The 12,688-nt window shown below is 48.9% G+C and carries 12 protein-coding genes and 2 pseudogenes; 9 read left to right on the top strand and 5 right to left on the bottom strand.

Annotated elements, in window-relative coordinates; all coding sequences use genetic code 11:
• The first annotated feature begins 91 nt into the window (after window positions 1-91).
• Entirely contained in the window at window positions 92-1,597 is a 1,506-nt protein-coding gene (locus tag JMI88_RS12675; protein WP_201362198.1) for a leucyl aminopeptidase, read from the top strand.
• A gap of 115 nt (window positions 1,598-1,712) precedes the next feature.
• On the opposite strand, the gene JMI88_RS12680 is transcribed toward JMI88_RS12675, so the two are convergent.
• Together JMI88_RS12680 and JMI88_RS12685 are read right to left on the bottom strand one after the other, a co-directional pair.
• The gene (locus JMI88_RS12680; RefSeq protein WP_201362199.1) at window positions 1,713-2,441 is read right to left on the bottom strand and encodes an IMP cyclohydrolase; all 729 of its coding nucleotides are present in this window, start codon (window positions 2,439-2,441) and stop codon (window positions 1,713-1,715) included.
• 160 nt (window positions 2,442-2,601) lie between these two features.
• A pseudogene (locus JMI88_RS12685) lies at window positions 2,602-4,034 on the bottom strand (phytoene desaturase family protein).
• A 398-nt stretch (window positions 4,035-4,432) separates the two neighbouring features.
• Here JMI88_RS12685 and JMI88_RS12690 point away from each other — a divergent pair.
• The 5 genes from JMI88_RS12690 to JMI88_RS40105 all read left to right on the top strand — a co-directional run bounded on the left by JMI88_RS12690 (window position 4,433) and on the right by JMI88_RS40105 (window position 7,888).
• Window positions 4,433-5,437 (top strand): ABC transporter ATP-binding protein, encoded by a 1,005-nt coding sequence (locus JMI88_RS12690; protein WP_201362201.1) that lies wholly within the window; start codon window positions 4,433-4,435, stop codon window positions 5,435-5,437.
• The gene (locus tag JMI88_RS12695) at window positions 5,438-6,232 is read left to right on the top strand and encodes an ABC transporter permease (RefSeq protein ID WP_201362202.1); all 795 of its coding nucleotides are present in this window, start codon (window positions 5,438-5,440) and stop codon (window positions 6,230-6,232) included. It begins immediately after the preceding gene.
• Between the two features lie 5 nt (window positions 6,233-6,237).
• The gene (locus tag JMI88_RS12700; RefSeq protein ID WP_201362203.1) at window positions 6,238-7,038 is read left to right on the top strand and encodes an ABC transporter permease; all 801 of its coding nucleotides are present in this window, start codon (window positions 6,238-6,240) and stop codon (window positions 7,036-7,038) included.
• A 225-nt stretch (window positions 7,039-7,263) separates the two neighbouring features.
• Complete coding sequence (locus JMI88_RS12705) at window positions 7,264-7,653, top strand: hypothetical protein (RefSeq protein WP_201362204.1); 390 nt, start codon at window positions 7,264-7,266, stop codon at window positions 7,651-7,653.
• Window positions 7,654-7,753: 100 nt separating this feature from the next.
• Complete coding sequence (locus JMI88_RS40105) at window positions 7,754-7,888, top strand: hypothetical protein (RefSeq protein WP_268905993.1); 135 nt, start codon at window positions 7,754-7,756, stop codon at window positions 7,886-7,888.
• A gap of 99 nt (window positions 7,889-7,987) precedes the next feature.
• Here JMI88_RS40105 and JMI88_RS40660 read toward each other — a convergent pair.
• Window positions 7,988-8,170, bottom strand: a pseudogene (locus tag JMI88_RS40660) (transposase family protein); the annotation flags it as partial.
• A 306-nt stretch (window positions 8,171-8,476) separates the two neighbouring features.
• On the opposite strand from JMI88_RS40660, the gene JMI88_RS12710 reads away from it, so the two are divergent.
• The 3 genes from JMI88_RS12710 (at window position 8,477) to hepT (ending at window position 10,090) form a co-directional block, all read left to right on the top strand.
• The gene (locus JMI88_RS12710) at window positions 8,477-8,656 is read left to right on the top strand and encodes a MoaD/ThiS family protein (protein WP_236022912.1); all 180 of its coding nucleotides are present in this window, start codon (window positions 8,477-8,479) and stop codon (window positions 8,654-8,656) included.
• A complete protein-coding gene (locus JMI88_RS12715; RefSeq protein WP_201362206.1) occupies window positions 8,656-9,069 on the top strand; it encodes a molybdenum cofactor biosynthesis protein MoaE in 414 nt (137 codons plus the stop codon). Before JMI88_RS12710 ends, JMI88_RS12715 begins: the two co-directional genes overlap by 1 nt.
• 184 nt (window positions 9,070-9,253) lie before the next feature.
• The gene (gene hepT, locus JMI88_RS12720; protein ID WP_201362207.1) at window positions 9,254-10,090 is read left to right on the top strand and encodes a type VII toxin-antitoxin system HepT family RNase toxin; all 837 of its coding nucleotides are present in this window, start codon (window positions 9,254-9,256) and stop codon (window positions 10,088-10,090) included.
• Between the two features lie 78 nt (window positions 10,091-10,168).
• On the opposite strand, the gene JMI88_RS12725 is transcribed toward hepT, so the two are convergent.
• Together JMI88_RS12725 and JMI88_RS12730 are read right to left on the bottom strand one after the other, a co-directional pair.
• On the bottom strand, window positions 10,169-11,611 hold the full coding sequence (locus JMI88_RS12725) for a tetratricopeptide repeat protein (RefSeq protein WP_201362208.1): 1,443 nt from the start codon (window positions 11,609-11,611) through the stop codon (window positions 10,169-10,171).
• A gap of 215 nt (window positions 11,612-11,826) precedes the next feature.
• The gene (locus JMI88_RS12730; protein WP_201362209.1) at window positions 11,827-12,570 is read right to left on the bottom strand and encodes a GntR family transcriptional regulator; all 744 of its coding nucleotides are present in this window, start codon (window positions 12,568-12,570) and stop codon (window positions 11,827-11,829) included.
• Window positions 12,571-12,688: the final 118 nt, after the last annotated feature.

A 12,688-nucleotide genomic window follows, 5' to 3' on the forward strand; every position in this document is an offset into this window, starting at 1 on the left:
GCAACCTGATCGATGAGTATATTTTCATGCTAAAAACTGGTATGGTATCGCAATATCAACTGCTATAGCATGTCCGAAGGAGAATTTACGCATGGATATCAATCTGACAACACAAGAAATAACGAAAATTGCTTGTGATGCCTTGATTGTCACTGCGGCGCGCCAAACGTCTGACTCGGGTATAGAGTTATCGGCGTCGGCGGCCGCAGCCGATACAGTCCTCGCAGGGCTCATTGCCGAGCGTAGCGCAGATGGAGAATTTAAGGGTGCAGTCGGAGAGTTACTCACCTTGCATCCCGGCGACAAGTTTGCTGCCAAACGGGTTGTAGTAGTGGGTCTGGGGTTGCTAGACAAGATTGATAATCAGTCGGTACGCAAGGCCACCGCCATTGCTGCTCGCCATTTGCAAAAAACGGGTGCGCAGAAGATTGCGGTAGCCGGGGGGCTGGCAACCAACAACATTAGCGTCGAAGAGGAGGCTCAGGCCGCCATCGAAGGCGTTCTGTTAGGGCTATATACGTTCCGTGCCTACCAGAGCAAAGAGAACACTAATAGCGTCAACCAGGTCATCCTTGCAGCGTCCAAAGGACAAAAAGCTGAGTTCGAGCAGGCGCTCCACCAGGCACAGGTCCTGGCTGAGGCCACAAACTTTGCCCGCAGCCTGATCAATGAGCCTCCCTGTGTTCTGACACCAGTTGAGCTGGCCAACCGAGCCAGCGCCATGGCAAAAGAAGTTGGTCTGGAATGCGAGATCTTTGAAAAAGAAAAGATCCAGGAGCTGGAGATGGGTGGTCTGCTGGCGGTTTCCAAAGGTAGCGCCAATCCACCGCGCTTCATCATTCTGCGCTATCGTGGTGGCTCTGCTAACGACAAAGGCATGGCACTGGTGGGCAAGGGTATCACATTTGATACCGGTGGTATCTCCCTCAAACCAAGCGCCAATATGGACGCCATGAAAGGCGACATGGGTGGTGCCGCCGCTGTTCTGGGCGCGATGCAAGCCATTGGCCGTCTCAAGCCCGCCATCAATGTCACAGCCCTGGTGCCAACCTGCGACAACATGCCCAGCGGCAGCTCATACGTGCCAGGCGATATTGTGCGCATCATGAATGGTAAGACCATTGAAATCGTCAACACCGATGCAGAAGGCCGCCTGATTCTGGCCGATGCCCTCTCCCTGGCAGCCCAGGAAGGTTTATCCCCCATTCTCGATCTGGCAACGCTGACCGGCGCTATGGTGGTAGCCCTGGGACATACCATGACCGGGTTCTTCAGCAATGATGACCAGCTGACCCAATCCATCATCGCAGCTGGCCGCGCCGCCGGCGAAAAATACTGGCCGATGCCTCTAGACGAGGAATATGGCGAGTCAATTAAAAGCGAGATCGCGGACATCAAACAGACCGGTGGTCGCGAGGCGGGCGCAGTCACAGCTGCAAAAATCCTGGAGCATTTCGTTGGCACAGCCAAATGGGCTCACCTCGATATCGCCGGCACCAGCTATGTTGATAGCGCGAAAGCTTATCAAGAAAAAGGTGGCACTGGCGTAGGTGTGCGCACATTGGCTGAACTGGCACTGCAGTTAGCCAAAAAATAAGGTTTTTTTGTATCTCAGGAGCTGAGAGTCGAAGGCTGCGGCCTCACACCCTCAGCTCCTTACATCCCCACCTCACAGGGTACGGACTTAAAACTGGAAGATTTTCTTTCTCCTACTAGGCAGTAAAACGATTGCGCACCAGCAGGCGACTGGTTCCTTCCTGGACAGAAATCTGCTTGACCGCGATGGCGACGCGATTATCCGCGTTTAAGGCATTCCAATAGGTATCCAGCACTGCCTCGGCCTTGCCAGCACACGGCAACAACAATGGATCGCCGCTAAAGCTTGGCAATGGATTGCCATCTCCACGATAGGTGGTCAACCCCATACCAAACCCACGAGGCAATTTCCCAGGATGATAGGTAAAGCGATCGGTATTGGCGGGATTGGCCTGGCTGGCTTTCAATATACTTAACGTCACCGTGCCAGGAAAGGTCTGCAGGTCTAACATACCACTGATGCGAGGTGTATAGTGAGGAGCATCAGGCTCACGCTCTCTCTTTTCGAGTGCCGCATCAAACGAGCTACCAGCCAGCAGTGCACCATAAATGGTCCGCGTCTGGTCACCATTGCTCACCAGATAGATGCCGGGAAGCTCAAGCATAGCATCATAGATCAATAACTCAGGATTATCCATCTGACGCGTATCAATCGGCTCGGTGCGCAGCTTATTGCCCACAGCCACAAATTTGCGATTGCGGCTCGAAGCGCTCCGCCCCATAATCCAATAAATCATCAACCAGGCATCTTCTACGGAAGAGCGGCCAATTACCAGGCCCCTTCCCGGATAAGGATTTGCCTTTAGCAGTTCAAAATTCGCCGCTGCCAGCGCATTAGCATCCATTGTGTCTGTTGTCTCCCTTTTATATTGTTGTGCCCCGGTCTCCACCAGGTGTTTACTTATAGTAAATGGGACCCTAAATGGAGTATACAGTAAAATCAGCTGGCCGTAAAATAAATAGTTGCTGCTACTGCTAGCCCCAGTAGTATATGTAGCCTATCTATTATTTATACTCGACCATTAGTCTCTTTTTCAAAGCAGCTCGAGCCGCAAAGTACCCACACATACCATGTACGCCCCCCCGGGAGGCGTAGATGAGGAACAGATAAAGATGTCAGAGGCAGGAGTTGTATAGGGATCAAGGCGTAGGGTCGGGCGCGTAAACAGTTGCCAAATATCCTGCACGCCACCATTAATATCTCCCCCAATATAGTTGGGATTATAGCGCTCCAGTGCGGCCGGGTCCGCCACATAGCGGGCCAGTATACGCTCACGAAAGCCCGGCGCAAAACGCTCTATCTGCGCCTCAATGCGCTCAGTCATATCGAAAGTTGAGCCATTGGGAACATGACAATAGGCCCAGACAGTGTGTTTGCCCTGTGGAGCGCGACTCGCGTCGACCAGGCTTTGCTGGGCCACCAGTACATAGGGTCGCTCCGCAGGCACACCACGCCATACCTGTCTCTCAGACTCGGCTATCTCAGCGAAGGATCCCCCCAGATGAACGGTACCAGCCCGCAGGCACTCTTGAGATTTCCATGGGATAGCACCATCTAGCGCCAGGTCAATTTTAAAGGAGCCGGGTCCGTAGCGATAGCGCTGCAAACGTTGTTTATAGTTATCGGGTAAGCGATCACCGGCCAGAGCTAATAGCTGGCGCGGCGTAACATCAAAAAGATACGCCCTGGCCGCAGGCAGCTCATCAATATGGTGCACATCGCAACCCGTCTTAATCTCACCTCCCAGAGAGCGAAGATAGCTGGCCAACGCATCCACGATACGTTGAGAGCCACCACGTGGCACAGGCCAGCCCACGGCATGGCCGGCGGTGGCCAGCAAGATGCCAGCCGCAGCACTGGTCATTTGCTCCAGCGGCAGCATCGAATGGGCACAGATTCCTGCCAGCAGCGTGGGCGCGCGCGTCCCTTTAAACACCGATTGCGTCAACAGCCGCGCCGAAGAAAGCGCTGCCATGCCAAAGGGGACGAGCGCCAGGGGATGTAACAGGGGCTTTAGACGCAACGGACCCAGAAAGGCATCCACAATGAGCGGCCAATGCTCAACATATGGGCGCATCAGATTTCGGTAGGCTTGAGCATCCACGCCAAGGGTAGCGGCCGTCGCATCCACAGAACCCTGCAATAACATAACCGAACCATCATCCAGCGGATGGGCCAGGGGGATTTCAGGTTGTAGCCACTCCAGACCAAACTGCTCCAACGGTAAGGACTGAAAAAACGGCGAAGCAATACCCAGCGGATGTACGGCCGAGCATACGTCATGCACAAAGCCCGGCAATGTCAGTTCCTTAGAACGCGATCCGCCACCAATGGTCTCTTTTGCTTCTACGACCAGCACGTGCTGTCCTGCCCGCGCAAGCGCCACCGCTGCCGCCAGGCCATTTGGACCAGCACCAACCACTAACGCATCATACATATATCGCTTACTCATACCTTAAATCTATTTCTACTGGACGCATAACTTTAAGATCCTTCAAAAAGTTATACAAAACTATCTACCTATACTGTACTAGAGATAGCAACATAGCGCCACATCGGGTAGCAAAACCAGACATCTAATGGCATGATAAACGAGAAGCCGGCCTTGTTACGAGCATGCCCCTCATTTTTGCATTCTAAAGTAGCTTAAAAAGCCAAATGAACACTTTAACATATAATGTGAACTATGATTGACTATCATCAATTTATATGGTTTACTATTACAGATTAATGATGCATTTAAAATAATTGCATCATCTCGATTTCCTGCTTTATTTTTATATGCAAGTCACATGAGCAATTTATTGTCTTTATTTCCATCGTAAAGGAATACACATGCCTCCAATTATTACTGTGACTAATCTCTCCAAAGAATATCGCACAGTTAAAAGGCACTCTGGCATTGGTGGATCAATCCGCACCCTTTTTACCAGGGAATATGTCACAACACAAGCCGTTGATGATGTCAATTTAACTATTCAACGTGGTGAACTGATCGGCTATATCGGTCAGAATGGCGCGGGCAAATCAACAACCTTTAAGATGCTTACCGGCGTACTGCTGCCAACAACTGGTCACATTGAGGTAGATGGACTGATACCGTTTAAACAGCGCCAGAAACTGGCCTATCGGATTGGTTCGGTCTTTGGGCAGCGCTCACAATTATGGTGGGATCTGCCCCTGAAGGAATCGATGGAGATCCTAAAAACTATCTATCGTATTCCAACTGAGATCTATAAGCAGAACCTGGCTGAGTTCGATGAGATTCTAGGTCTGGGTGAGTTACTGGAAAAACCGGTACGACAGCTCTCTCTCGGGCAAAGGATGCGTAGCGAATTGGCGGCGGCCTTTCTCCATAATCCTGAGATTGCCTTTCTGGATGAGCCATTGCTGGGACTGGATGTGGTGGCTAAAGAGCACGTACGGCAATTTATTAGTGAGAGTAATCGCCGACGCGGGATCACCATTGTGCTTGCCTCTAACGATATGGCGGATGTAGAGCGGCTCTGCCAGCGCATGCTCCTGATCGATAAAGGGCATCTGCTGTATGATGGAACGGTTGACGCGATTAAACATGAATATGCCCCTTATCGCACCTTGATTGTACATACAGCTGAAACCTATACCGACGCCTGGGTAGAGAACGCAGAATTAGTAGAAAGTGAGGGAACACAGCTCAAATTCCGTTTTCTCCGTAGTATTAATCCACAGCAATTGATTGCAAATCTGAGCACACGGTATGAGATTACAGATCTCTTAATCGAAGAGCCAACGCTGGAAGACGTTATTCGTGGCATGTATGAAGAAACAAATAAACAACGTAAAGAGCAGGGACGTTAAATGTTACAGGGCTATCTTAAGTTAGCAATGGTCGAAATACAGACCATGCTTGCCTACCGTACTGCCACCATTATCTGGTGCATCGGTGCATTGCTACGTATCTATCTTCTCAATATCTTCTGGTCAGCTATTTATGGCGGTCAGAGCATGGTTGATGGTGTAACGCTGCCGGCTATCGTTACCTATGCCACCCTCAGCATTATGCAGCAGAACTTTATCATTGCGAATGATATCAGCTGGCGCATTCAAGAACGTATTCGCGAGGGGAACATTATTATAGATTTGCTCCGCCCCTATGGCTACTTACGATCGCTCCTTGCAATGGGCGTAGGCAACCTTGCCTTTACTATTCCGGTTGCGGGCGTAACGATACTGGTCGCAGCCCTCTTTGGGAACTTAATCCTTCCCGCTTCACCAGTAGCCGCTGTAGTCTATCTTATCAGTCTGCTGCTGGGCTTTCTGCTCAGTTTCCTTTTCTCTTGTCTGATCGGTTTCACAGCATTCTGGACCTTTGAACTGTCAGGTATCAACTGGTTGATGGATATGGTCATCAGCTTTCTTTCAGGCGTAATTGTTCCGCTCTGGTTTCTTCCTCCTGTAGTGCAACAGATCTCGGATTTTCTCCCTTTTCAAGGTATTGGTTATCTTCCACTCTCCATTTATATTGGCAGAATTACGGGAAACGAGATGTGGCTTGCGCTCATTAAACAACTCTGTTGGGTCAGTATTCTCACACTACTGGTCGTCTTCGTCTGGCGACTGGCACAGAAAAAACTTATTGTGCAGAGAGGCTAAAAAAGATGCATTGGCTACAAACCATGAAGCGTATGCTTATTGCCAGTCTCAAAATACATATGGAGTACCGGCTGAATTTTATCCTATTTATCATCTGCGCCGCAATGACCAATCTCTTGAGCCTCTGCTTTATCTGGGTGGTCTTGCTACGCTTTCACCATATCGGCAATTGGTCCCTACAGGAGGTCTTCTTTCTCTTTAGTGTGCGCCTGATTGGGCATGGACTACATATGATCTTCTTCTACAATATAGATCGCATCTCATACTTTGTCCGCAGTGGTGAATTCGATAGATTCTTACTGCGCCCATTAAATCCGCTCTTTCAATTGATCATCTGGCGCTACAATCCCGCGAGTATTGGCGATATGGTCACCGGAGTGGTGAGCTTAATCGTTGCCAGCTCACTGCTACATATTCATTGGACGATAGTCTCGACCGTCATGTTAATCCTGGTTGCAATCGGTGGCTGTTTAATTGAAGCTGGCCTCTTTTTGATCGTTCATTCCCTCTCGTTCTGGTTAACTGATGCCCAGCGCTTTAGCTTCATGGTCCGTACCTTCAATGACTACTTTACAATTTATCCGCTCACTATCTACAACACTGGGCTACAGGTTATCCTGACCTTTATCATTCCAGTCGCTTTCATTGGCTATTATCCCGCTACCCTCTTCTTAAATCGGACAGGAGAGGTGCCCTTTACCTCCCTGTTAGCATACGGAACACCAGTAGTGGGCATTGGAATATTTATCCTGGCCTACTGCATATGGAAACTAGGTTTGCGCTATTATCAAAGCACTGGCTCCTAACAGGTGTTTTTTTGCTACCTATAAACAGGCTCTTATTCCCTTTAAGTGGGCCTGCTTGTTTCATGATATCTCTGCTTTCTAATAGACTGCCATGAAAAGATGAAGGTATTATTCGGTCATTAGTGTATTTGCGAATAAAACAATAGAATGTGTGATATATTAGAGTGCATGAGAACTTTCATGACCATGCAATCTTTGAATAAAACTTTATAGAAGGAAATTTCTATGGAAGAACCAAAGAGCGACCAAATTGAAAGTACAGGACCAGGACTCCCTGCCATTCAGCCACATCTGCCATCAATTCCTTCCTTCACTGAGGATGATGTGAGAAATTATATCAAATCCCATTCTGTTGCTTCTATGCGCATTGGAATTCAGGGGGAGCCTATTGTTTCACAGATTCAGTTCTTGACAAATCTGGAAGTAAATAATTTTTTCCATGGGGCCAATCCTGGTTTACTCGATAACCAAATTGTCTGCTTGGTAAAATTGGAAGGGGACTTTCGTTTTTATCCACCTGCCTTGGGAGGACGGGCAGTAAGCCAAATTCCACGAGATCATATCTATCAAGTCTACGATGCAAGAACAGGGAATTTACTTATGGTAAATACGTAAGAATCGATGTTTGTCACTTACTCATTTAATGGATTGTTTCTGATCATAAGTGGACTCTCGGACCACTCCAGAAGCAACCAGGAAAGAGATTGGATTGCCTATGGGAACAGATATTGATGGTTGGATCGAATATAGAGACGCTGACATTGATAGTGCCGTATGGTTTCCGGCCATGAAAATTGGAGTCGTATATCTTGGAAGAGATTATGATACCTTCGGCTATTTTTTGGCATAAGGAAGTGGTGGAACCATCAACTGGACTATCAACCCCTTGCTGCCGGAAGAGGATTACCAGAAGATATCTCTTCTCAAGCAAAAAATGATGCAGCTGGACAGGATATCCGCTCACAGGCAGGTCGCGAAGCTGACGATGGTAATGACTATGAACGTGGATTGCTATGGTACCACACGAGGTACAAACGGCAGTAGATTCTGTTGAGCTGATCACGACAGTGACGGTTTCATCCACACGGATCTGCTCAATCTTCATATGGAGCTGTTCTGGAAAAATGATCATGGAGGGTCTTCAGGTCTTCTACAAATGGCGATGAGGAACAAAAATCTTCTTTCCTTCTATTTTACCACATATTCTCTTCACATAACTTGACGGAGAACCCAAAATTGGCACCAAACAGACTAGATTTTACTCATCATCATTAAACAAGACTGGACAGTAATACTTTCTCTTACAAGCTCAATTATCCTGCTAACAAAGATACAGCAAACCGCTTATTATTTGTGCTATACTCAAAGTATGAAAATTAGAGTTCGCTATTTTGCTTCACTGCGTGAGATTGTAGGTCAAAGCGAAGAGTGGCTAACTGTGGCTGACACCGCAAATGTGGCTGATGTACGGGCATTCTTACTTGAACGTGATCCACGACTACAACCTATTATGGACCGTTCGGTCAATGCAGTCAATCATCGCTATGTATCCCATGAGACACTCCTCCATGAAGGAGATGAACTCGTCTTTATTCCGCCCACAGGAGGAGGCTGCTAGTGGAGCCCATCATTCAATTGACACGAGAGCCGCTCAATCGAGACGCGCTGGTAGCTGCGGTCAGCCATCCCAGTGTTGGCGGGATCGTCGTCTTCGAGGGAGTTGTCCGTGACAATGCCCGTGGAAAACAGGTGCGCTACCTGGAATATGATGTCTACGAAGAAATGGCACAACAGCAGATTGCCACCATCATCGCCGAAGCCCGGCAGCGCTGGCCTATCGAACGAGTCGCGATAGCCCATCGCTTTGGCCGCCTGGAAATTGGTGAGGCCAGCGTCATCATAGCCGTCGCCACGCCTCACCGCGGCGAGGCCTTTGAGGCCTGCCGCTATCTGATCGATACGCTCAAAAGCACCGTCCCCATATGGAAGAAAGAAGTGGCCACCAATGGAGAAGAATGGGTAGAGGGCTAAATAAAAAAGCGCTCTATCTACCCTCAATGCATGTCTACTCACAATGAGTTCATTAAGAAGCTATAGCCTACACACTTTTATGGTATACTTGTAAGTAAGCGAGTATAGTTCCTGATTAAGTGCGTTTCCTTGCACGAGCTAACCAACGATCTGGGGCAGATCCAGGTTTTCCCGGAGGTCGTTAATGAACTTATTCGAAAAACAATCCCGCCTGAATCAGTTTTTTGCGCAGAACCCCGTTAATGCAGCCTATCTCGCTGGCTCGCTCTCTAATCGCGCCACATTTGGCCAGCTCAGTGATGTTGATATCGCGGTACTGTTAATGGATCAAATTAAGGCTGATCAATTTCTGGATTATCAGCTGTACTTCCTTAGTGAATTGACCAAGCGCCTGGAATCCGATACGATCGACGTGGTCATCTTAAACCAGGCCTCTCTGCTGCTAAAATTACAGGTCATCAGATATGGTCAGATCCTGTTTAGCCGGAACGAGAAGCAGCGTGTAACCTTTGAGACCCGGGCCGTGATGGATTATCTCGACTTTAAGAAGCTTGATGATATCCAGAATCAGGCGCTGGAGCGCCGCCTGTATGGACATATGCTGCCCATCGATAAAGAGCTGGTCCAACATTCCTTGCAACAGTTGCGCATGGCCGTAACCGTCCTGCAGGAACTGAGCCAGCACCCGCGCGCAACGTTCACCGCCGACTACCATCTTTATGCGCTGGCAGAACGCTATCTCCAACTGGCCATTGAAGCTTGTCTGTCAACCTGTGGCACATTGATCGCTAGTTTTGGCCTGCGGCGGCCAGACAGTTTTCACGATTTCCTCAGTATTGTTGCGGCCCAGCAGATCATCTCACGCCCCCTATCCTATCGTCTGGAAGTGCTGATCAATTTGCGGGATGCGCTGGTGCACGAGCCGGATAAGCTCAATCATGATCTGCTATATGACTATATACAACACAACATCAGGGATTTTCTGGAGTTCGCCGACGTCATCGAACAGAAACAGGCATAGCTAACGAACGGGGCACAAAAAACTGGTACCTCATATTCGAGATACCAGTTAGGTCTGTTGCAAAGTGAATATCAGCAGCTACTCTGAAACCGAGCGCAAAGCATTGGCCTGACTCATAGCCTGAGCAGCCTCATCAGCACGACCGGTTTCCTCATAGATTTGCGCCATAGTTTCGTAAGCCAGAATCATAGAAGGATCCATTGAGATCGCCTGCTGCACTGTATCCAGGGCTTCATCATAACGCTTTACTTCACGCAATGTATCGGCCAGATCATTGTAGTAATCAGCGTTCAAAGGATCACTCTCGATGGCGTTCTGATAATTCTCAATAGCCTCAGGATAGCGGCCTAGAGCATCATATGCCGTTGCCAGCTGGTAATACCCCTCTGGATCTTCTTCAGAGCGTTCTAGTAGCTTCTCAGCCGTTTGTATGGCCTCTTCGTAGCGTCCCAGAGAATTGTACGTCTCAGCCAGGCCAGCATAGGCTGCAGCCAGATCATCTAACTGCAGTTCGCTACGATCAGCACTCTCAACCAGCCCCTGATAGACAGCCAGTGCATCGTCGTAGCGCTCCATCTCTAGATAGGTTTCAGCCATACTAAAGCGCGTCGAGATACGCTGGGAATCAAGCTGTGAGGCACGGTTATAGGCCTCAATCGCCTCATCATTATTCCCCTGAATCGACCGCCAGGTACCCAGATGCTCCCAGGCCTCTGCATCGTCTGGATCAATAGTAACAATCTGGCGATAGATCTCAGCAGCCTGATCACGCTCACCCATCTGTTCATAGATAGCGGCCAGCGCATCGTAGCCAACACGTCCCTCTGGATCAAGAGTTAGAATTTGATTGGCAGTCGAAAGAGCATCATCGTAGCGGCGCATATCCAGATAAATGCTCGACAATTCAGCATAGCGAGCCGGATCGGTGGGATTCTCATCGATTTTATGCTCCTGCTCCATCACACGGCGCCACTGGTCATTGACACGCTCGCGCACATCGAGCAGATTATTGCTGGCGGACGCGTTTTCTGGATTGAGCATCAACGTCTGACGATAGGCTTGAATGGCATCCTGATACAAATTCTGGGTGCGGTAAGCATCGCCGACACTCAAATAGAGCTCATCATTTTCTGGATCCAGCTCAATCGCCTGCTGGAAAGTTTCCAGCGACTCCTCATACAAACCCAGCTCGCCATAGAGGTTCCCCAGGTTGATATAAGCATCGATCAACTGCGGATCCAGATCGATGGCACGCCGATAACCAGCGATCGCCGTCTCGACATCCCCCAGGTATTGTTGAGCCAGCGCCAGATTGTAGCGAGCGCGAGCATTATCAGGACTGGCCTCAACCGCCTGCGCAAACGCCTCTGCCGCGGCCTCATAATCACCTGACTGGGCAGCGGTATTGCCCCGATCAGTCCAGGACTGCTCATCACGCGCCATATCGCTGCGCTTCACAAAATGCATGGGCACACTATTATTCGTTGTATTCGTATTAGGTTCATCTTGCATGTTACTCATACATGGCCTACTTTCCTCTATACTACACATTGTACTGTTTGCAGGAATAATGGTAAATCCTTGCGTAGTATAGCACGCCTCGCCCTTTCTTTGCTTTCCACTAAAGAGAAACAAATATCAACACCGCTACACTACGCTCTAAGAGACAATGAACGCGCCTTTAAGAGTGCCGGGCAAGGCAAACTTATCTTAAAGACGCGAAACATTCCGTGTTTCTACTTTGTAACACGCAAGGTTAAACGAAATTCATACAAACTTGCGGGGAAGAAAGATTCTGTATACTCGATAGGTGCTCCCGTCTCATCGAAGGCGGTGCAGAACAGGCGCAATCCTGATTCATTTTTCGAAACACGCAATAACTCGGACTCACGCTCAGAAGCACTATCAGCCTTAATCGATTGTTCAGCAATATAAGGTTGCAACCCTTCAGAGGCCATCAGGTTATAGAGTGATCCATCAGCCGTTTCTTTCGCGCGCTGATAAACACCAGCGGCACGTGGATAGGGCAGATAATCAACTTCATAGGCGATCAGCTGATCATCAGCAGTGCGCAAGCGTTCCAGACGAATCACCTGTTCCTCGTCGGTCAACCGGAGCTGTTCGCGTACTGTTTGCGATCCACGAACTAATTCACTGACAAATAGCATTCCACCCGGCCGCTTCCCTCGACGACGTAATTCTTCAGAAAGGCTTGTTAGTTCACTGATGGTTTGTTGCTGTACACGCGGCTCACAGACGAATGTACCACGCCCATGCTGGCGATACAAAAGGCCTTCATGAACAAGTTCGGTGAGAGCCTGTCGTACGGTTGCGCGGCTCACATGGTACTGCGTTACCAACTCTGGTTCAGATGGTATAGCGGTATGAGGAGCGAGGTGCCCCGCACGAATCTGCTGCTTCAGCACTTCTTTTAATTGATAGTAAAGCGGTAGAGGATTTGAGCGCTCTAAAATTGGCATATACGGTTCCCCTTATGTCCATACAACAAATTTTTGGATATGTAACATTATGGGAAGAATATATCACAAAACGAGAAGAGAGTCGAGGGGTTAATAGAATAAATTTGAATAAACATGA

This window comes from Dictyobacter formicarum, from assembly GCF_016587435.1.

Bases quoted from the DNA above. Each gene is read 5' to 3' on its own strand.
- hepT (WP_201362207.1), top strand. From the start codon at position 9,254: ATGAACTTATTCGAAAAACAATCCCGCCTGAATCAGTTTTTTGCGCAG.
- JMI88_RS12730 (WP_201362209.1), bottom strand. From the start codon at position 12,570: ATGCCAATTTTAGAGCGCTCAAATCCTCTACCGCTTTACTATCAATTA.
- JMI88_RS12680 (WP_201362199.1), bottom strand. From the start codon at position 2,441: ATGGATGCTAATGCGCTGGCAGCGGCGAATTTTGAACTGCTAAAGGCA.
- JMI88_RS12725 (WP_201362208.1), bottom strand. From the start codon at position 11,611: ATGAGTAACATGCAAGATGAACCTAATACGAATACAACGAATAATAGT.
- JMI88_RS12695 (WP_201362202.1), top strand. From the start codon at position 5,438: ATGTTACAGGGCTATCTTAAGTTAGCAATGGTCGAAATACAGACCATG.
- JMI88_RS40105 (WP_268905993.1), top strand. From the start codon at position 7,754: ATGGGAACAGATATTGATGGTTGGATCGAATATAGAGACGCTGACATT.
- JMI88_RS12705 (WP_201362204.1), top strand. From the start codon at position 7,264: ATGGAAGAACCAAAGAGCGACCAAATTGAAAGTACAGGACCAGGACTC.
- JMI88_RS12700 (WP_201362203.1), top strand. From the start codon at position 6,238: ATGCATTGGCTACAAACCATGAAGCGTATGCTTATTGCCAGTCTCAAA.
- JMI88_RS12675 (WP_201362198.1), top strand. From the start codon at position 92: ATGGATATCAATCTGACAACACAAGAAATAACGAAAATTGCTTGTGAT.
- JMI88_RS12690 (WP_201362201.1), top strand. From the start codon at position 4,433: ATGCCTCCAATTATTACTGTGACTAATCTCTCCAAAGAATATCGCACA.